Origin of the sequence: Microbacterium sp., from assembly GCF_029263575.1 — a bacterium.
In the GTDB taxonomy this organism is placed as follows: domain Bacteria; phylum Actinomycetota; class Actinomycetes; order Actinomycetales; family Microbacteriaceae; genus Microbacterium.
In genome coordinates, this window is record NZ_JAJUFV010000050.1 from 1 (window position 1) to 19133 (window position 19133).

The following is a 19133-nucleotide window of genomic DNA, read 5'->3' on the forward strand; positions in this document are numbered from 1 at the left end:
CCTGACCGCGATACGACTCCCATTCCTTGCGCTTGTTGAGCAGCACGTAATTGAACACCTGCTCCCCCAGCGTCTCTGCGACCAGCTCCGAGTCCTCCATGAACTCCAGGGCATGCTCGAGACTCGTCGGCAGGGAGGCATACCCGAGCGCACGACGTTCTGCGACGCTGAGCGCCCACACGTTGTTCTCGGCCTCGGGCGGAAGCTCGTACTCCTCTTCGATGCCCTTGAGGCCGGCCGCCAGCAGCAGCGAGTACGCCAGGTACGGGTTCGCGGCCGAGTCGAGGCCACGGTATTCCACCCGCGAAGACTGGCTCTTATGCGGCTTGTACATCGGTACGCGCACCAGGGCTGAGCGGTTCGTGTGCCCCCAGGTGACGAAGCTGGGCGCCTCGTCGCCGCCCCACACACGCTTGTACGAGTTGACGAACTGGTTCGTGACAGCGGCGATCTCGTTCGCGTGCTTCAGCAGGCCCGCGATGAAGTGACGACCCGTCTTCGACAGCTGGTACTTCGCGCCCTCTTCCCAGAAAGCGTTCTGGTCGCCTTCGAACAACGACATGTGCGTGTGCATGCCGCTGCCGGGCTGATCACTCATCGGCTTCGGCATGAACGTCGCGTAGACCCCCTGCTCGATCGCGACCTCTTTGATCACGGTGCGGAACGTCATGACGTTGTCAGCGGTGGCCAGAGCGTCGGCATAGCGCAGATCGATCTCGTTCTGTCCTGGCCCACCCTCGTGATGGCTGTACTCGACTGATATTCCCAGGTCTTCCAGCATCCGCACGGAGCGACGGCGGAAGTCGTGCGCTGTGCCACCCGGCACGTTGTCGAAGTACCCCGCGGAGTCGACTGGCACCGGGCCCTCCGGGCCGATGACCGACGACTTGAGCAGATAGAACTCGATCTCCGGGTGCGTGTAGAACGTGAATCCGGCATCGCCCGCCTTCGCGAGGGTGCGTTTGAGTACCTGCCGCGGATCGGCGATCGCGGGTTCGCCATCGGGTGTGGTCAGATCGCAGAACATGCGTGCCGTCGGATCGATCTCGCCGCGCCACGGAAGAACCTGGAAGGTCGTCGGATCGGGCTGCGCGAGCAGATCCGACTCGTACGTGCGCGTCAGCCCCTCGATGGCGGAGCCGTCGAACCCGATGCCCTCCGCGAAAGCGCCCTCGACCTCAGCGGGGGCGATCGCGACCGATTTCAGCGTGCCAATGACGTCGGTGAACCACAGTCGGACGAACTTGACGCCCCGCTCCTCAATCGTGCGAAGCACGAAATCACGCTGTTTGTCCATGCTCATATGCGTTGTTACTTCCCGTCGGAATCGGTGGTGCGGGGCCAGTCGTCTTCCCGGGCGTCTTCCGCCGCCCACGCAGCCGCGCGGGCACGGAGCGTCTCGGGTGCACGCGCGGCCTCGGCCTCGGTGTCGAAGGGCCCCACGCGTTCAGCGGAGGGCGACAGATACCCGAACTCCACCTGGCCCGAGTTGCTGTTGTACCAGTACTTCTGTTCGCCATCAGACATGAGCCGTCCCTTCGTAAGCGTCCGTCACGATCCTACTGTCGTGACGCAGTGTCGCTAGGCTATCTGGCATGGCAAAAGCGATCGGCGTCGACATCGGCGGCACGGGAATCAAAGCAGGCATCGTCGACCTCTCTCAGGGGAAACTCGAATCGGATCGAATCCGCGTCGACACGCCCAAGGGCGCCACCCCGAAAGATGTCTTGAACGCCGTCGTCGAGGTGCTTGACACCCTCGACGTCAGGTCGTCGAATCTTCCGCTGGGTGTCGCGTTCCCCGCCATCGTCAAGAACGGCAAGACACTCTCAGCCGCCAACGTGTCTGACGACTGGGTCGGATTCGAAGCCGAGAAGTTCTTCGAAGACGGCCTTGGGCGCCACATCACCTTCGTCAACGACGCCGATGCCGCCGGCGTCGCCGAGGTACGTCACGGCGCAGCCCGCGATGTGTCGGGCCTCACGATCCTGACGACGCTCGGCACAGGCATCGGCTCAGCCTTCCTCTATGACGGGCAACTGCTGCCCAACACCGAGCTCGGCCACCTCGACTACAAGGGCGACTCGATCGAGCGCTGGACGGCGTATTCAGCGATGGAGCGCGAATCGCTCAGCTGGGAAGACTGGTCCGCCAGACTGCAGGTGTTCTACAGCCACGTCGAGTTCCTCTTCAGCCCCGACATGTTCGTGGTCGGCGGTGGGGTGTCAAAGCATCCGGAGAGCTTCCTGCCCCTGCTTGAGCTGAACACACCCATCATTCCAGCCATCCACCGCAACTCATCGGGCATCATCGGCGCAGCCTCGCTCGCCAACGACTGATCCCTCGCAGCACCCACGCCGCGAGAAAGCCACGCCGAGACGACGCGCTAGCGCGTTCCCTCGGCGTGGTTTTGTATTCTCGCGAGTTTCGGGACGAATGGGCCGGCCTGTACGCCGGGTTCTGTTCCGGGGCACCTTTCGGTGCATCCCTTCGACGGCCATCTTTCTCGGCGACACATTGCTGTGCCGCTCCAGCGGTCTACCCGAGGACTCAGCGGGCCGCGTCAACATCCTCTGTCTGACCTTGCTCCGGACGAGGTTTACCTGGCAGGTCATGTCACCATGACCCCCGGTGGTCTCTTACTCCACCCTTTCACCCTTACCACCCGAGCCCTGCGCCCCTTGACCTTGTCGAGGGGTCAGAGATCGGATGGCGGTCTTCTCTCTGTGGCACTTTCTCGCGGATCGCTCCGGGTGGGTGTTACCCACCGTCCTGCCCTGTGGAGCCCGGACGTTCCTCGGTGCGGTTACCCGCCACGCGACCGCCCAGCCGACCCATTCGCCCGCTCAGTCTACTTCTCCGCCGTTTGGGTGATCTGCAGGTCCAAGGGCACGTCGATCGGGAAGTCGCCGAACAGCCGACGTGTGGCGACCGCTGCTGCCTCTCGGATAGCCGCTGCAGCAGCGTCCGCGTGTTCTTCGGGAACGTGCACGATCACCTCGTCATGGAGGAAGAAGGCCAGGTGCGCCGCCCGTGAGAACGGTCCGGATGCCGCGGCAGGATGCCGCGCGGACGGCAGAAGCCGCAGCCGATGTCGGATCTCGGCCAACCAGATCAGCGACCACTCGGCGGCGGTGCCCTGCACAACGAAGTTTCGGGTGAACCGTCCACGATCACGGGCGCGCTGTCGCGCGCGGCGCGCGTCTTGCTCTCGCGAAGCGTCATCGGCCGATTCCGAGCGGGCTGGCGCACCCTCGTCGTCGGGACGCGGTGACGAACGCCCGAGTCTGGTCGACACGACGCCGCCGTTCTCTCCCGTTCTCGCCGCGTCGTCGACGAGCCGCATGGCCCGTGGATAGACCGTGCGCAGGCGTGGGACGAGACGGCCGCTGTCTCCCGTCGTCGCGCCGTACATCGCGCCCAGCACGGCGTACTTCGCTTCTTCGCGGGTGGCCACCGCGCCCGAGGCCACCACACCTTCGTACAGATCGCGGCCCTGAGCTGCGCGTGCCATCGCGGCGTCCGCTGCCATGGCCGCGAGCATGCGCGGCTCGAGCTGAGCGACATCGGCGATGATGAGACGCCACCGGGCATCTGCTCGAACAGCCGGTCTGAGCAGGCGTGGGAGCTGAAGCGCCCCACCGCCCGCCGATGCCCAGCGCCCGGTTACCACACCACCGGGAATATAGATCGGGCGAAACCGGCCATCATGAATCCATTCGGCCAGCCATGCCCACCCGTTGGCGCTCGACAGTCGGGCAAGCTTCTTATACCCGAGCAACGGCGCGATCACGGGGTGCGAGATCTCGCTCAGCTCCCACTGGCTGGTCGAGGAGACGTTGACGCCGACCCGGTGAAGCGCGCGCAGGAGTTTGGTATGGCTCTCGAGATGCAGCTGCGCGTCGCCGAGATGAAAGCGCACAGCCGCGGCGAACTCTGCCATCTTCGCCGGCATCCCTCCCCCAGCGGGGCGCACGCCCAGCGTCTCCACGAGTATGCGGTCATGCTCGTCGGCGTCCCACGGCAACCCGGCCGCGCGCATCTCTTCCGCGATGAGACCACCCGCTGACTCGGCGGCACACAGCAGGCGCAGCCGGGCCGTCGTGTCGGAGTCGAGCGCGCGACACTGCTGCTGATACTGCTCGAGAAGCACGGCGGCAGGGTCATCAGAGGCATCCGGAGAGAAATCGAACAGGCCCGGTTCCTCGACCTCGGGCGGACGCGGCAACCACGCCGTCGAGGGAGCGAGCGGTCGGGCGATGACATCGGTATCGCGAAGAATCGCGTGACACAGCAGCAGGTCGTGCGCCCGGGTCAGCGTGACGTCAGCGGCGAGCAGCCGCCGGTAGATCTCGCTGGCGCTGCGGATGATCCAGCGCGGCGAATGCTCGGCTTCCTGCTGGCGCACCCAGTCCGGCACCTGCGCGCCCGCGATCGTCTGGCGTGACAGCTCCGAACCGTCGGGAGCGATCTCGACGGCGACGACGTCTCCGCCGGTGGCCGAGGCCAGCAGGATCCGGGAAGCAGACGTCGGCACCGTCAGCGGTTCACAACCCAGATTCGTCGGTGCGAACGAGGATGGCGCCGCACTCCGGGCATGAGATCACAGAATCCGGCTCGGCTTGGCGAACCTGATTCAGATCGGTACCCGACAGCATCATGCGACAGCCCTCGCAGGTGCCTCGACGAAGCAGACCGACGGCGATTCCCCGCGTACTGCGGCGGGTGTACTCGGCGAGCAGATCGGCAGGAAGCTCTGCCGTGATGGCCGCGCGGTCACGGCTCAGCTGATCGTGCTCCGTCGTCGCGGCGGCCACGGCCGCTTTGGCCTGAGCGGTCAGCTCAGACCCTTCAGCCGTGGTCACATCGATCAGCGCCTGCTGAGCCGCGACAGCGGAGTCGGCCTCTTCGACGCGCGACATCACCTCGAGTTCCATATCTTCGAGGTCGCTGACGCGCTTGGCAAGACTGGCGAGCTCGCTCTCGAGTGCCTGCGCTTCTTTCGGATTGGTGGCAGTCGCAAGCCGTTCGGTGTCACGCGTTCGCCGCTGCTCGACGACCTTCACATCGGATTCGAGACGTGAGAGCTCCGTGCGGGCGTCATCGCGTGCACCGCTCAGGGTCGTCAGCTCTTGCAGTTGCGCCTGACGCTGCTTGGCGAGCTCGTTGATGCGAGGGCCCTGCTCGGGTGTCGTGCGGGCGCGCTCTGCCTGTTGAATGCGACGATCCAGCTCGGCGACGTCGAGAAGGATGCGCTGATGCTCTGGACTGGCTTTCACATATCCAATCTAGTCGTCGCCGCCGACATCCGGGAGCGGCCTTCTCAACCGGGCTCGCCGTCGACATACAGCCAGACACGCTTCTCGCGCACGAAGCTGCTGCGCTCACGCATGGAGCCCGGCCGTCCCTGCTCGCGGTAGAAAGCCTCGAACTCCACCATTCCGGACGTATCGAACGGCCCACCAGCGACGGTCTCAATGATGTCGAGACGCGTCCACCGGATGTCATCCTTCAGCTCGAGCCGGCTCGGACGCGTCGACGGATACCAGGAGCGCAGCAGATGGTCCGCATCTGAGACGGCGAAGGCTGTGAAGCGTGAGCGCATGAGCCGTACAGCGGTGGGGGCGGTGAGCTGCCCACTCAGGATCGGTCCGCAGCAGGCGTCATAGATGTCTCCGGATGTACACGGGCAACGCATGCTTCCATTGTGCCGCGTACGCTGGTGAGAGAACCTAAGGAGATCATCATGACGGCACTGCCGACCCGCACCGCGCACAACGGCTTCACGCTTCCGGCGATCGGCCTCGGCACGTATCGGCTGAACGCCGAAGAGGGCGCGGCCGCTATCGCCGGAGCCATCGAAGCCGGGTATCGTCTCGTCGATTCGGCGTTCAACTACGAGAACGAGGGCGCCGTCGGACGCGGCGTCGCTGTTGCCGGGGTCGATCGCTCCGACGTCATCGTGACGACGAAACTTCCCGGACGGCACCACTCGACGCCTAAAGCCCGAACGAGTATCGAGGAGAGCCGCTTTCGCCTCAGCCTCGATGCCACCGATCTACATCTGATCCACTGGCCGAACCCGAGTCAAGACGAGTATGTCCAGGCGTGGGAGGCGCTCATCGAGGCTCAGCAGCGCGGCATCGTGCGACAGATCGGCGTGTCGAACTTTCTCCCGGAGCACCTGGAGCGACTCGAACGCGAGACGGGTGTGCTCCCGGTGGTGAATCAGATCGAGGTGCACCCGTACTTCCCGCAGGTGGAGCAGCTCGCTTACCACCGGGAACACGGCATCATCACACAGGCGTGGAGTCCGATCGGTCGCGGCCGAGACATCTTCGACGAGCCGGTTGTCACGAAAATCGCTGCAGCACGAGAGATCTCACCCGCCCAGGTGGTGTTGGCATGGCATGTCGCACGAGAGAGCGTCGCGATTCCCAAGGCTTCATCGCTGGAGCACCAACGTGCAAACCTCGCCGCGGTCGAGGTGAGCCTGGAAACCGCAGAGGTCGAGGCGATCACCGCACTCGGACGCGCCGACGGTCGACTGTTCGGCGCGGATCCGCGCACCCACGAAGAGGACTGACCGCCGGGTAGACTCGCGGGGTGCCACACGACTCATCCCCGACGCCACCCGCTCCAGCAACACGCGCCGAGGCAGCCGCCGCGCGCAGAATGACCCCGGCAGCCAAATCCGATGTACGTAGTGCCCTGGAGCGCCACGACCGTCGCATCACGTGGATGGATGTGCTGCGCGGCACCTCCATCCTGCTGGTGATCCTGCATCACACGACGCAGATTGTCGCCTACCGGGTCGACGACGTGCCAGAGGTCTTCGCCTTCATCAGTGCCTTCTTCGCGCCCTACCGGATGCCGATGCTGATGTTCCTGTCGGGCCTGCTCGTGGCGGGATCGCTCAAGCGCCCGGCTGGCGAGTACATCTGGGGCAAGGTGCGCCGCATCCTCTGGCCGATTGTGGTGTGGACGTTGGTGTATGCCGCGGCCGAAATGGTCGCCGATCCGAGCCAGGTCAAATACATGCCGTGGGAGCTGGGCTTCTGGAACACCTATCTGTGGTTCATGCAGTTCATCTTCGCTTACTACATCATCGCGTTGGTGATCCGTTGGGTCCCGATCTGGGTCGTGATGGTGGTCCCCTTCGCCGCTGCGTTCGTCATTCCTGGCGACCTCGAGCTGCTGCAGCGATTCCTCTACCTGATGCCGTTCTTCTTCCTCGGCGCCTTCATCGAGAAGTACTGGAACACCTACGCGCGACTGATCAGCGCACGCCTCGCCTGGGTCCTGATCGTGATCCCCGTGGCCGTCGCCGTCTACTCGGGGCTCGATGACATCTGGGTTCGCGCGGCCGGTGATGAGCGCGGCGGCGGGCTCTGGTACGAACCGTGGGCGGCGGTGCCGGCAATGCTCGGCATCCTCATTCTCGTTCGTCTGGCCGCCACGATTCCCGAAGTTCGTTGGCTCGCCCCGGTGCGATTCGTCGGTCGTTACTCGCTCATCTACTACGTCTCGCACTACCCGGTCTTCGCGGCTCTCGGCTGGATCGCGATGAAGGTCGGCATCACGAATGCCGGAGTCGGCCTGATCGTCATCTTCTCCGTCACCGTCGCTATCTCGACGGTATTCGCGCTGCTCGGCCGACGGATGCCGGGGAGCCTGCTGTTCGAGCTGCCCCGCCGGATGTGGCCACAGCGCAAGGCCTGATTGCGGCTTGCGGGACGATCACCCCTGCCGGTGCGCACGCGTGCCCATCGGTGTGTGCAGAGAAAGCGCCACCCGCACGACGGCTGCGATCGCAGCCGTTTCCGACGCCGCAGGCCAGGCGATCACCGTCGTGATGCGGGCCGCGTCTGTGACGGGGACCGCCGCGTGCTCGCTCCACTGCCATGCACGACTGGACGCGGGAATGACCAGCAGCGCTTTGCCGAGAGCGACGAGTTGAGCGATCTGCGATTGCGTACGCACACGCGGGCCGGGGCCATCGAGGTATGAACCATTGGGCCTCGGCCATCGTGCCAATGGCGGACCCGGCGCGCTCTGGAGTTCCGCGAGTGTGACGCTCTCTCTGCGTGCGAACGCGTGCGAACGCGGAAGGATGACGACCTGATCTTCACTCACCAGGTCCACAGTTTCGAATCCGGCCAGATCGTCGACCGGACGGTGCATGAGCGCGACATCCGCTTGCCCATCGCGCAGCAGGCCCGACTGCTCACCGACCTCGCAGAGACGCACGCGTAGCGAGGGAACGCCGGGATCGGCGGCGGTCGCGTCGAGAAGCTGCTGGAGCAGTTCGTGAGAGGCACCGGCCTTGGTCGCGAGCACGAGCGAACCTCCCGCGTTCGCTGCACGCTGTGTCCGAAGCTGCGCAGCCGAGACGGCCTCGATGACCTTCCGGGCCTCAATGGCCAGAGTGCGTCCGGCGTCGGTCAGCTGCGTGCCCCGGCGATCCCGATCGAACAGACGGACGCCCAGGCGTGTTTCGAGCTGCCGGATGGCGCGAGATAGCGGCGGTTGCGCCATCCCCAACCGTTCGGCAGCACGCCCGAAATGCAGCTCTTCTGCAACGCAGAGAAAATAGCGCAGCTCACGGATCTCCACCTCGCCCATGTTCCCATGGTAGCGGCGAGATACCCTTGGGGTATCACCGCAGAGCCGATCGGTCTTGGACGACGCAGGCCGGGAGCCGAGAGCATGAAACCATGAGCAACACGAAAGTCGCGCTGGTCACCGGCGCGAACAAGGGAATCGGATTCGCCATCGCGAAAGGACTCGGTGAGCGAGGCTTTCGCATCGCACTCGGCGCGCGAGACGAGGTCAAGGGAGACGCCGCGGTGGTGAGCTTGCAGGAGGCCGGAATCGATGCTTTCCCTGTTGCGCTCGACGTCACCTCAGACACCAGCGTCGCGGCAGCGGCGGCCGCTGTCGAAAGCGAAGCGGGCCGCATGGATGTCCTCGTCAACAACGCCGGAATCGGCGGACGCGTTGCCGACGGAGCGCAGGATCCGACGCGGTTGGACCTCGACGTGCTGCGGGAGGTGCTGGAGACGAATGTGTTCGGCGCGATTCGAGTCACCAATGCGCTCTTGCCGCTTCTGCAACGATCCGACGCTCCGCGGATCGTCAACGTGTCCAGCAATATGGGATCTCTGACCCTGCAAACAGGTCCGCAGATGGCGGCGTATGCTCCGTCGAAAACGATGCTGAACAGCATGACCGCCCAGTACGCCCGCCGATTCCGTCAGACCGACGTGATCATCAATGCGTGCTGCCCCGGCTATGTCGCCACCGATTTCACCGGCCACGCCTCTGAGCGCACGCCCGCGGAAGGAGCGGCCATCGCCATCCACCTCGCGACCCTGCCCGATGACGGTCCGCGCGGAGGCTTCTTCGATGACCGAGGGCCTATCGCCTGGTGATGGCGATATCGCACTGCCGGCGCTCCGGCAGATCCGCGATCAGTGCGGGATACGCCTTCTCCTCGGGATCCACTCTGCTGAGCACCTCAGGGGCAAGCCGAAATCGATCGATGTCGTTCAGCATGGCCAGCCAGGGCGGCACACGGCAATCTCGTGGTGGGCCCTACCGGGATCGAACCGATGACATCCACGGTGTAAACGTGGCGCTCTACCAGCTGAGCTAAAGGCCCTGGTGCGTCCTATTCTATCCATGCGGCCGATGCGCCACGAAGTCGGCTATGGGGACTAGGCTGAATTCGGCGCGCGTTGTGCCGAGCCAACAAGGCTCCCCGCGTCGCTTCCCGTTTCCTTGGCAAGACCTGCCAGCTTGACGAAAGGCTCCACGTGACCGTTCACGACCAGGATCCGTACTCCCAGGGCCCCCTTGACAGCGATCCGGACGAGACCAGCGAATGGCAGGAGTCCCTCGACGGGCTCGTCGATGCCAAAGGCCCCGGCCGCGGCCGGGAGATCATGCTCAGCATGCTCAAGCGCTCCAAAGAGCTGCACCTGAATGTACCGATGGTCCCGACGACGGACTACATCAACACGATCGCTTCGGAGAACGAGCCGGCCTTCCCCGGCGACGAAGAGCTCGAGCGGCGTTACCGCCACTGGATCCGCTGGAACGCGGCGATCACCGTGCACCGTGCACAGCGCCCGGGCATCGGGGTCGGCGGTCACATTTCGACCTATGCCTCGGCCGCTTCGCTGTATGAAGTCGGCCACAACCACTTCTTCCGAGGCCAAGATCACCCCTCCGGCGGCGATCAGATCTTCTATCAGGGTCACGCTTCCCCCGGCATGTACGCCCGTTCGTTCCTTGAAGGACGCCTGACCGAGGCTCAGCTCGACGCATTCCGGCAAGAGAAGTCGGGCGCCCCGAACGGCCTGCCCTCGTACCCGCATCCGCGCATGATGCCAGAGTTCTGGCAGTTCCCCACCGTGTCGATGGGGCTTGGCCCGATCAACGCCATCTACCAGGCCATGGCCAACAAGTACCTGGCCAACCGCGGAATCAAGGATGTCGCGGACTCGCATGTCTGGGCGTTCCTCGGCGACGGCGAGATGGATGAGGTCGAGTCTCGCGGTCAGCTTCAGGTGGCGGCGAACGAGGGGCTCGACAACCTCACCTTCGTCATCAACTGCAACCTGCAGCGCCTCGACGGCCCGGTGCGCGGCAACGGCAAGGTCATCCAGGAGCTCGAGTCCTACTTCCGCGGCGCCGGCTGGAACGTCATCAAGGTGGTATGGGGCCGCGAGTGGGACGATCTGCTCGCCCGCGACTCGGACGGCGCCCTGCTGAATCTGATGAACGTCACCCCCGATGGCGATTATCAGACTTACAAAGCTGAGAACGGCGCCTTCGTTCGGGAGAACTTCTTCGGACGCGACGAGCGTGCCGCTGCCCTGGTCAAGGACTACACCGACGATCAGATCTGGCAGCTGCGTCGCGGTGGACATGATTATCGCAAGGTGTACGCGGCCTACAAGGCAGCGACCGAGCACAAGGGCCAGCCGACCGTCATCCTCGCAAAGACCGTCAAGGGCTACGGTCTCGGCCCCCACTTCGAGGGTCGCAACGCGACGCATCAGATGAAGAAGATGACGCTCGAAGACCTCAAGATGTTCCGCGACACGATGCAGATTCCGATCTCGGATGCACAGCTCGAGGCCGACCCCTATCGTCCGCCGTACTTCCACCCGGGCGCCGACGACGAGACCATCCAGTACATGCTCGAACGTCGCCGCGACCTCGGTGGATTCCTGCCTGAGCGGCGCACGACGCACGTCGACCTCGCCCTGCCGGACGAGAAGGCATACGCCCTGCCCAAGAAGGGCTCGGGAAACCAGGAAGTCGCCACGACCATGGCGTTCGTCCGCATGTTGAAAGACCTCATGCGGGTCAAAGGCTTCGGTGAGCGCATCGTGCCGATCATCCCGGACGAAGCGCGCACCTTCGGAATGGACGCGTACTTCCCGACCGCGAAGATCTACAACCCGAACGGGCAGAACTACACTGCGGTCGACCGGGAGCTCCTCCTGGCCTACAAAGAGAGCCCGCAGGGCCAGATCATGCACGTCGGCATCAACGAGGCAGGCGCCGCCGCGGCGTTCACCGCGACCGGTACGTCGTACTCGACGCATGGCGAGCCGCTCATCCCGATCTACATCTTCTACTCGATGTTCGGCTACCAGCGCACCGGCGACGCGTTCTGGGCCGCAGCTGACCAGATGACCCGCGGGTTCGTCATCGGCGCAACAGCCGGCCGCACCACCCTGACCGGTGAGGGTACCCAACACGCCGATGGCCACTCGCCTCTGCTGGCGTCGACGAACCCGGCCACGGTCATCTACGACCCCGCGTACGGCTACGAAGTCGTTCATATCGTGCAAGACGGCATCGAGCGTATGTATGGCGGCAATCACCCTGACCCCGATGTCATGTATTACCTCACGGTGTACAACGAGCCGCTCAAGCAGCCCGCCGAGCCGGAGAACGTCGATGCCGAAGGCATCCGCAAGGGCATCCACCGCGTGTCGGAGGGTGAGGGCGATGGCCCCCGCGTGCAGCTGCTCGCTTCGGGTGTCGGTGTGCCGTGGGCGCTCGAGGCGCAGAGCCTGCTGAAGGAAGACTGGGGCGTCGTCGCCGATGTCTGGTCGGTCACGAGCTGGACCGAGCTGCGTCGCGACGGACTCGCCGCGGAAGAGCACAATTTCCTCCACCCAGACGAAGAGCCGAAGGTCGCGTACCTCACGCAGAGGCTGCAGTCCGCGGAGGGGCCGTTCATCGCCACCAGCGACTACATGCACGCTGTGCAGGACCAGATCCGTCAGTGGGTCCCGGGAGACTTCTACTCCCTGGGCGCCGACGGATTCGGCTTCGCCGACACTCGTGCTGCCGCACGCCGGTTCTTCAAGATCGACGGACCGTCGATGGTCGTGCGTGCGCTGCAGGGTCTCGCTGACAACGGCAAGGTCGATCGCTCCGTGATCGCGCAGGCGATTGCGAAGTACGACCTGCATAACGTCAACGCAGGTACGAGCGGAAACGCCGGCGGCGAGAGCTGAGCACAGTGTGACAGGATCGTCTCCCGCCTCGATGGATAAGTCGGCGACGCTGGCTTGGCTACGCCGAATTTCCGGTGACCTCGCCACGGCGACCATCCAGCGACTCGACGAGACGCTGCCCTGGTATGCCGATATGCCACCGGCTCGGCGCTCTGCCGTCGGGCTGGTGGCGCAGGCGGGCATCACCTCCTTTATCCAGTGGTATGACGACCCGACCTCCACTCCCTGGATCGCGGCAGACATCTTCGCCGCCGCTCCGCGCGAGCTTCTGCGCAGCGTCAGCCTGACGCAGACGCTGCAGTTGATCCGTGTCACCGTCGAGGTGACCGAGGAGCGCGTCGCGGGCAAAGGCGAGTACCTGCGCGAGGCGATCCTGCTGTACTCACGCGACGTCGCCTTTGCAGCTGCTGATGTGTATGCTCGGGCCGCCGAAGCACGCGGCTTGTGGGACGCCCGACTCGAAGCGCTGGTCGTCGACTCGATCCTCACCGGCGAAGCTGACGAAGAGCTCCCCAGCCGCATCGCCGCCCTCGGGTGGCACGGTCACGGTGAGGTATGTGTGCTCGTCGGGACGACACCGCCACAGTTCGATGTCGACCATGTGCGTCGCACCGCGCGTAAGCTGTCCGTCGACGTGCTGATCGGCGTACAGGGGTCGCGTCTCGTCCTCGTGCTCGGACGAGCGCAGCCCCCGGGACGCGACCACGAAGACGATGACCTCCCGTTCGAAGAAATCGCCACACGGCTGGAGGCGTCATTCGGCGTGGGGTACGTGGTGCTCGGTCCGCCCGTCGCCGCTCTCGTCGACGCCGGCCAGAGTGCGCGCGCCGCCCTTGCCGGGTTCGCTGTGGCTCGCGCCTGGCGCACCGCCCCCCGCCCGGTCGCGGCTGATGATCTTCTTCCCGAGCGGGCGCTGGCCGGCGACCCGCTGGCGAAGCAGACCCTAATCGACCGCATCTACCTGCCGCTGCAAGCGCACTCCACCGACCTCGTGACGACGTTATGGAGTTATCTCGACAACGGACGCTCGCTCGAAGCCACAGCTCGCGAGCTCTTCGTACACCCCAACACCGTGCGGTATCGCCTGAAGCGCGTCAGCGAGGTGATCGGCTGGGACGCGACAGGTCCGCGCGAGGCGCTGATACTGCAGACCGCCTTGATCCTCGGGTCAATCGGCACCGCCGACTCGGTGCGTCGCCGCCCGACAACCCGACGCCCGCGGTAGGCCCTGCCGCCTCTGTAAGACACCCACAAGGCTTTTTCGTAATCTTGTGAGGGTTCATCCACGCTTTCTGCCTTGAGGTTGGCAGACTAGGGAGGTGATTATTGTCGCCTGCCCTGGACAGGGCTCACAGACCCCTGGCTTCCTCGCCCCTTGGCTCGAGCTCGAAGGTGTCTCGGAAACCCTCGCTCGCTACTCGGAGGCAGCAGAGGTCGATCTCGAACTGCACGGCACGAGATCGGATGCAGAGACCATCCGCGACACGCGCATCGCGCAGCCGCTCATCGTCGCCGCGTCCCTCATCGCAGCCAAAGCTCTGGTGAACACAGCGGGCAAGCGCCCTGACGGCGTCGCTGGCCACTCTGTCGGCGAGTTCGCGGCACTCACCGGCGCCGGTGTGCTCTCCGACGAAGACGCCATGCGCCTGGTCGGCATCCGGGGTCGAGCCATGGCCGAGGCTGCTGGGCAGACCGAAACCGGCATGAGCGCCGTCATCGGCGGCGATGAGGCGACGGTGCTCGCGCGCCTCGAAGAACTCGACCTCACCGCGGCGAATTACAACGGCGCAGGTCAGATCGTTGTCGCGGGCGCACGGCCAGCACTTGCTGAGCTCGCCACCGAACCGATCCGTGGCACCCGTGTCATTGGGCTTCCGGTCGCCGGTGCCTTCCACACGACCTACATGGCCTCGGCCGTGGACACGCTTCGCGCCGCTGTCGCCCAGGTGGAGCCCAACGATCCCGGAATCACGCTGTGGACCAACCGGGATGGCTCCGTCGTGACCTCCGGCACACAGGCGCTCGAGCTGATCGTCGATCAGGTCTCGTCGCCTGTGCGGTGGGACCTCTGCATGGCGTCATTCGCGGATGCCGGCATCACCGGACTCATTGAACTCGCGCCCGCCGGTGCGCTCGCGGGCCTCGCCAAACGCGGCCTTCGCGGCACTCCTACGGTGGCGGTCAAGACCCCGGAAGACCTCGACGCCGCAGCCGAGCTGCTGAACGGAGCAGCCGCATGAGCATCACACTCAAGCAGACCGCTGGCCCCGCGTACACGCGCATCATGGCCTACGGTGCCGCACGCGGTGAGAATGCCGTGCCCAACGATGATTTGATCGGACCGATCGATTCCAGCGACGAGTGGATCCGCCAGCGCACGGGGATCGTCACCCGCACCCGTGCGGTCAAAGACACCGACGCGATCGATCTCGCCACGATCGCCGCGGCCGAGGCCATCGAAGAGGCGGGTGTCGCGGCATCCGACGTCGATCTCGTCATCGTCGCGACCATCAGCAACCCCAAGCAGAGCCCGTCTGTGTCAGCGATCGTCGCCGACCGGGTGGGTGCGAATCCCGCTGCTGCATACGATGTGAACGCCGCGTGCGCCGGATATGCCTACGCGATCGCACAGGCCGACGCGCTGATCAAAGGGGGGGCTGCGCACTACGCTCTCGTGATCGGAACGGAGAAGCTCTCCGACATCGTCGATCCCGCCGACCGGAGCATCTCATTCCTACTGGGCGACGGCGCGGGCGCCGCGCTCATCGGCCCCAGCGACGCGCCGGGCATCGCTCCGGCCGTGTGGGGCTCGGACGGCTCCAAAGCTGATGCGGTCGGGATGAATGCAACTCTCACGCAATTCCGCGACGGCGAAGCCGTCTGGCCGACACTGCGTCAAGAAGGACAGACAGTATTCCGCTGGGCTGTGTGGGAGATGGCCAAGGTCGCGCGCCAGGCGCTCGACGTCGCCGGTGTCGAGGCATCCGATATCGCAGCATTCATCCCTCACCAGGCGAACATGCGCATCATCGATGAGTTCGCCAAGCAGCTGAAGCTGCCAGAGTCGACCGTGATCGCGCGCGACATCCAGACGACAGGCAACACGTCGGCCGCATCGATCCCCCTAGCCAGCCACCGGCTGATGGCCGAGCACCCCGAACTGTCCGGGGGTCTGGCTCTTCAGATCGGCTTCGGCGCTGGGCTGGTTTTCGCCGCGCAGGTCGTCGTCCTCCCCTGAGAACGCACTCGACTTCCCTAGACTGTTTGACGGTTCCGATTACAACCCGCAAGAAAGAGGAAAACCCTATGGCTTTCACCAACGATGAGGTTCTGGCAGGACTCACCGAGCTCGTCACAGACGAGACTGGTATCGACGGATCCGAGGTCGCGCTCGAGAAGTCCTTCACCGATGACCTCGACATCGACTCGATCTCCATGATGACCATCGTCGTCAACGCCGAAGAGAAGTTCGGTGTGACGATCCCCGACGACGAGGTCAAGAACCTCAAGACCGTCGCGGATGCCGTCAACTTCATCGTGGCAGGTCAGGCGTAACCACCGGATGGATGCCACACCTGTCCGACACAGGGTGTGGCATCCTCGGCTGTCTGGAACTTTCCGAGCCACTCGCTCATTCCGCTGAACAAGGAACCATCTTCAATGACCAAGCGCATCGTCGTCACCGGCATCGGCGCCACCTCCGCCATCGGCGGAACGGCAACGGACAACTGGAAAAATCTGCTGGCCGGAGCCTCGGGCGGACGCACCCTCGAGCACGATTGGGTCGAAGAGCTCGCTCTCCCCGTGACATTCGCAGCTGAGGCGAGCGTGCGCCCCGAGGAGGTTCTCGCCCGGCCCGTCGCCAAACGCCTTGACCCGTCCTCCCAGTTCGCTCTCATCGCCGCGATGGAAGCGTGGGATGACGCGGGAACCCCCGACGTCGATCCTGAGCGCCTCGGCGTCGACTTCGCCACGGGCATCGGCGGCGTATGGACGCTGCTGGACGCGTGGGACACCCTTCGGGAGAAGGGCCCCCGCCGTGTCATGCCGATGACCGTGCCCATGCTCATGCCGAACTCGGCTGCGGGCAACCTCTCGCTGCACTTCACCGCGCGTGCTTTCGCCCGCACCGTGGCGTCGGCGTGCGCGTCAAGCACCGAATCTCTCGTGAACGCCTATGAGCACCTGCAGGCCGGGCTCGCCGATGTCGTCATCGCCGGCGGGACCGAATCGGCGATTCACCCCATCACGATCGCATCGTTCGCATCGATGCAGGCGCTCTCGCGTCGTAATGACGACCCTGCCCATGCTTCCCGTCCCTACTCGGAAGACCGTGACGGTTTCGTCATGGGCGAGGGCGCGGCAGCACTCATCCTCGAAACGGAGGAGCACGCCAAGGCCCGCGGCGCGAAGATCTACGCCGAGATCGTCGGCGGCGGTGTCACAGCAGATGCGCACCACATCACGGCGAATGCCCCCGAAGGCGCGGCTCGCGCTGTAACGCTCGCCCTCGAGACGGCTGGCCGTACTCCTGACGAGATCACGCACGTCAACGCACACGCGACGTCGACCCCGGTCGGTGACCCCAACGAATACACCGCGCTCAAGAGTGTGATCGGCGACCGTGTGCACGATATTCCGGTCTCGGCCACCAAAGCGTCCACCGGTCATCTCCTCGGCGGCACCGGCGCGCTGGAGGCGATCTTCGCCATCCTGGCCATCCGCGACCGCGTCGCTCCCCCGACGATCAACATCACCACACAAGACTCCGAGATCCCACTGCTGGTCTCCGGCGACCCACAGCCCCTCGGCGACGGTCCGCAACTGGCAATCAGCAACTCGTTCGGCTTCGGCGGGCACAACGCTGTCGCGGCGTTCGCCAGTTACGACGACTGAGCCGGTGCCGTTTCAGACGCACGCATGAAGAAGGCCTCGCCAGCGAAGTGCGCTGCGAGGCCTTCTTCGTTCGGAGCGGGATTCGCGTTCTTGGCGGCCGGGCACGTTCACCGGCATCCGATACTGACGCCTCCGCGTTCCGGGTTCGTCAGCCCACCTTGTGCAGCCAGACGACGCTGGCGTCGTCACTCGCGTGGCGGAAGGGCTCGAGTTCTTCGTCCCAGGCCGAGCCAAGCGCCACGTCGAGCTCACGCTGAAGCTCGATGGCGCTGCCAGCAGCGATCTCCATCGCGTATCGGATGCGGTCTTCGCCGATCACGATGTTCCCCGCCGCGTCGGTCTGCGCGTAGTGGATGCCGAGGTCGGGCGTGTGCAGCCATCGTCCGCCGTCGCTGCGCGGAGTGGGATCCTCGGTCACCTCGAAGCGCAGGTGCTCCCAGCCGCGGATGGCGGTAGCCAGCGAGGCGCCGGTTCCCACCGGGCCATCCCAGAAGAACTCGGCCCGCCGTGATCCTTCGAGAACGGGCTGGTCGCTCCAGTCGAAGTTCACTGCACGCCCGATAGCGCGTCCGACCGCCCATTCGAGGTGCGGGCAGAGCGCGCGAGGAGCGGAGTGGATATAGACCACTCCGCGTGCGTATGCCGTTGCCATGTTCTCTCCGTTTCATCAGATACGTCTTCCCCAACGATCTGAACGACGAAGCATGGCTACTGTATGCGGTTATACGGCGATTATCGCTCACTGCGAGCGAAATGACAAGCGTGTCATTTGCACGAGTAAGGCCCCGGCCGAATCGACCGGGGCCCGCAGCGTGGAACGAGGATCAGGCCTCGCTCATCGCCTGCTTCACCTGCTGGCCCTTAGCTGCGTAGTACGCCGCACGAGCAGCGTCTTTCCGCGCCTGCTCAGCGTAGCCGTGCTCGAGGACATCCTGGTCGACGTGGTAGTTCTCGACCTGGTCGGTGCCGTTGTACTTCTCGATGTAGGCGTCGAGTTCAGGACCCGAGGTCCACGACGTGATGAGGTTGTAGCGCGGCTCGGAGCCGGTGTGCGTCGCAGCGTGCCACAGACGCTGCGTATCGACGATGAGCTGCGCGCCCGCGGGAAGGGCGATGCGCACCTCCCCGGCCGGGTCCGTGCGGTTCTCGCGCAGCACGAAGAAGCTGTCTTTATCGTCGGTCAGGTTGAAGAACCCGCGCACAACCCAACCCGTGCCGTCGGGGTTCAGACGGTTGTTGTCGTCCTGGTGAAGGTTGTAGAGGCAGTCGCCATAGGGCGTCGGCTGCAGTTCGATCACACGGCAGCGTCCGACATTCGCGCCCGGCTCTTGCGCGCGACGGGTGAGGATGGGCGCCTTGGCCGTCTGCGAGTCGATCCACACGCCGTCTTTGTCGGTGCGCGGCGGCTTGTGGTTCCAGAAGCCGTTGCACTCGATCTCGCCCTTGGCACTGGCCAAAGGCGCGAAGCGCGTGTCACCCGAAGATTTCCAGTCGTTGTATTCGATGTCGAGCCACTCCTTGGGATCAGCCTCCTGGTCGTAGCTGTCAAGAACGACGAAACCCCGCTCTTCGAGGGCTTCAGATTTGATATATGCCATGATCGAGGTCATGTCCTTTCATCGGGGGCCAGCACGTTTTAACAGGCCCTGATAAGGCAAGCCTAACAGCGGGATTCTATGACTCCACAGGACA

18 protein-coding genes, 1 tRNA gene and 1 other RNA gene are annotated in these 19133 nt (G+C 64.8%); 10 read left to right on the top strand and 10 right to left on the bottom strand.

Annotated features, from left to right (window positions below; translation table 11 throughout):
• Together Q1J95_RS07035 and Q1J95_RS07040 are read right to left on the bottom strand one after the other, a co-directional pair.
• Positions 1–1297 (bottom strand): glutamine synthetase family protein (locus Q1J95_RS07035; RefSeq protein WP_300266714.1); only part of this gene is annotated, 1297 nt, incomplete at its 3' end.
• Between the two features lie 14 nt (positions 1298–1311).
• Entirely contained in the window at positions 1312–1527 is a 216-nt protein-coding gene (locus Q1J95_RS07040; RefSeq protein ID WP_300266694.1) for an SPOR domain-containing protein, read from the bottom strand.
• Positions 1528–1595: 68 nt separating this feature from the next.
• Between Q1J95_RS07040 and ppgK the strand changes: the two genes are divergently transcribed.
• On the top strand, positions 1596–2339 hold the full coding sequence (gene ppgK / locus Q1J95_RS07045) for a polyphosphate--glucose phosphotransferase (RefSeq protein WP_300266695.1): 744 nt from the start codon (positions 1596–1598) through the stop codon (positions 2337–2339).
• A 94-nt stretch (positions 2340–2433) separates the two neighbouring features.
• Here the strand turns inward: ppgK and rnpB are convergent.
• The 4 genes from rnpB to Q1J95_RS07065 form a co-directional block, all read right to left on the bottom strand.
• An RNA gene (gene rnpB, locus Q1J95_RS07050) (RNase P RNA component class A) lies at positions 2434–2837 on the bottom strand.
• 14 nt (positions 2838–2851) lie between these two features.
• Positions 2852–4537 (bottom strand): bifunctional 3'-5' exonuclease/DNA polymerase, encoded by a 1686-nt coding sequence (locus Q1J95_RS07055; protein ID WP_300266696.1) that lies wholly within the window; start codon positions 4535–4537, stop codon positions 2852–2854.
• A gap of 10 nt (positions 4538–4547) precedes the next feature.
• Positions 4548–5279 carry a C4-type zinc ribbon domain-containing protein gene (locus tag Q1J95_RS07060; protein WP_300266697.1) on the bottom strand — a complete coding sequence of 244 codons (732 nt, stop codon included), beginning with the start codon at positions 5277–5279 and terminating at the stop codon, positions 4548–4550.
• A gap of 44 nt (positions 5280–5323) precedes the next feature.
• Positions 5324–5698 carry a YchJ family protein gene (locus tag Q1J95_RS07065; protein ID WP_300266699.1) on the bottom strand — a complete coding sequence of 125 codons (375 nt, stop codon included), beginning with the start codon at positions 5696–5698 and terminating at the stop codon, positions 5324–5326.
• Positions 5699–5746: 48 nt separating this feature from the next.
• On the opposite strand from Q1J95_RS07065, the gene Q1J95_RS07070 reads away from it, so the two are divergent.
• The gene (locus tag Q1J95_RS07070) at positions 5747–6586 is read left to right on the top strand and encodes an aldo/keto reductase (RefSeq protein ID WP_300266701.1); all 840 of its coding nucleotides are present in this window, start codon (positions 5747–5749) and stop codon (positions 6584–6586) included.
• A gap of 20 nt (positions 6587–6606) precedes the next feature.
• Positions 6607–7722 (top strand): acyltransferase, encoded by a 1116-nt coding sequence (locus tag Q1J95_RS07075; protein ID WP_300266702.1) that lies wholly within the window; start codon positions 6607–6609, stop codon positions 7720–7722.
• Positions 7723–7740: 18 nt separating this feature from the next.
• Here Q1J95_RS07075 and Q1J95_RS07080 read toward each other — a convergent pair whose 3' ends face one another.
• The gene (locus Q1J95_RS07080; protein ID WP_300266704.1) at positions 7741–8625 is read right to left on the bottom strand and encodes a LysR family transcriptional regulator; all 885 of its coding nucleotides are present in this window, start codon (positions 8623–8625) and stop codon (positions 7741–7743) included.
• 92 nt (positions 8626–8717) lie between these two features.
• Between Q1J95_RS07080 and Q1J95_RS07085 the strand changes: the two genes are divergently transcribed.
• The gene (locus Q1J95_RS07085) at positions 8718–9434 is read left to right on the top strand and encodes an SDR family oxidoreductase (protein WP_300266705.1); all 717 of its coding nucleotides are present in this window, start codon (positions 8718–8720) and stop codon (positions 9432–9434) included.
• A 154-nt stretch (positions 9435–9588) separates the two neighbouring features.
• On the opposite strand, the gene Q1J95_RS07090 is transcribed toward Q1J95_RS07085, so the two are convergent.
• A tRNA-Val gene (locus Q1J95_RS07090) sits at positions 9589–9664 on the bottom strand.
• Between the two features lie 154 nt (positions 9665–9818).
• Here Q1J95_RS07090 and aceE point away from each other — a divergent pair.
• The 6 genes from aceE to Q1J95_RS07120 all read left to right on the top strand — a co-directional run bounded on the left by aceE (position 9819) and on the right by Q1J95_RS07120 (position 17441).
• On the top strand, positions 9819–12545 hold the full coding sequence (aceE, locus tag Q1J95_RS07095) for a pyruvate dehydrogenase (acetyl-transferring), homodimeric type (RefSeq protein ID WP_300266706.1): 2727 nt from the start codon (positions 9819–9821) through the stop codon (positions 12543–12545).
• Between the two features lie 31 nt (positions 12546–12576).
• The gene (locus tag Q1J95_RS07100; RefSeq protein ID WP_300266715.1) at positions 12577–13770 is read left to right on the top strand and encodes a CdaR family transcriptional regulator; all 1194 of its coding nucleotides are present in this window, start codon (positions 12577–12579) and stop codon (positions 13768–13770) included.
• Between the two features lie 94 nt (positions 13771–13864).
• Positions 13865–14785, top strand: coding sequence for an ACP S-malonyltransferase (locus tag Q1J95_RS07105; protein ID WP_300266707.1), 921 nt, complete (start codon positions 13865–13867; stop codon positions 14783–14785).
• On the top strand, positions 14782–15783 hold the full coding sequence (locus Q1J95_RS07110; RefSeq protein WP_300266708.1) for a beta-ketoacyl-ACP synthase III: 1002 nt from the start codon (positions 14782–14784) through the stop codon (positions 15781–15783). Before Q1J95_RS07105 ends, Q1J95_RS07110 begins: the two co-directional genes overlap by 4 nt.
• A gap of 68 nt (positions 15784–15851) precedes the next feature.
• On the top strand, positions 15852–16100 hold the full coding sequence (locus Q1J95_RS07115; protein ID WP_300266709.1) for an acyl carrier protein: 249 nt from the start codon (positions 15852–15854) through the stop codon (positions 16098–16100).
• A gap of 105 nt (positions 16101–16205) precedes the next feature.
• On the top strand, positions 16206–17441 hold the full coding sequence (locus Q1J95_RS07120) for a beta-ketoacyl-ACP synthase II (RefSeq protein ID WP_300266711.1): 1236 nt from the start codon (positions 16206–16208) through the stop codon (positions 17439–17441).
• 148 nt (positions 17442–17589) lie between these two features.
• On the opposite strand, the gene Q1J95_RS07125 is transcribed toward Q1J95_RS07120, so the two are convergent.
• Both Q1J95_RS07125 and Q1J95_RS07130 read right to left on the bottom strand, forming a co-directional pair.
• Positions 17590–18093 carry a DUF3145 domain-containing protein gene (locus Q1J95_RS07125; protein ID WP_300266712.1) on the bottom strand — a complete coding sequence of 168 codons (504 nt, stop codon included), beginning with the start codon at positions 18091–18093 and terminating at the stop codon, positions 17590–17592.
• A gap of 172 nt (positions 18094–18265) precedes the next feature.
• Complete coding sequence (locus tag Q1J95_RS07130; RefSeq protein WP_300266713.1) at positions 18266–19039, bottom strand: hypothetical protein; 774 nt, start codon at positions 19037–19039, stop codon at positions 18266–18268.
• Between the last annotated feature and the right edge of the window lie 94 nt (positions 19040–19133).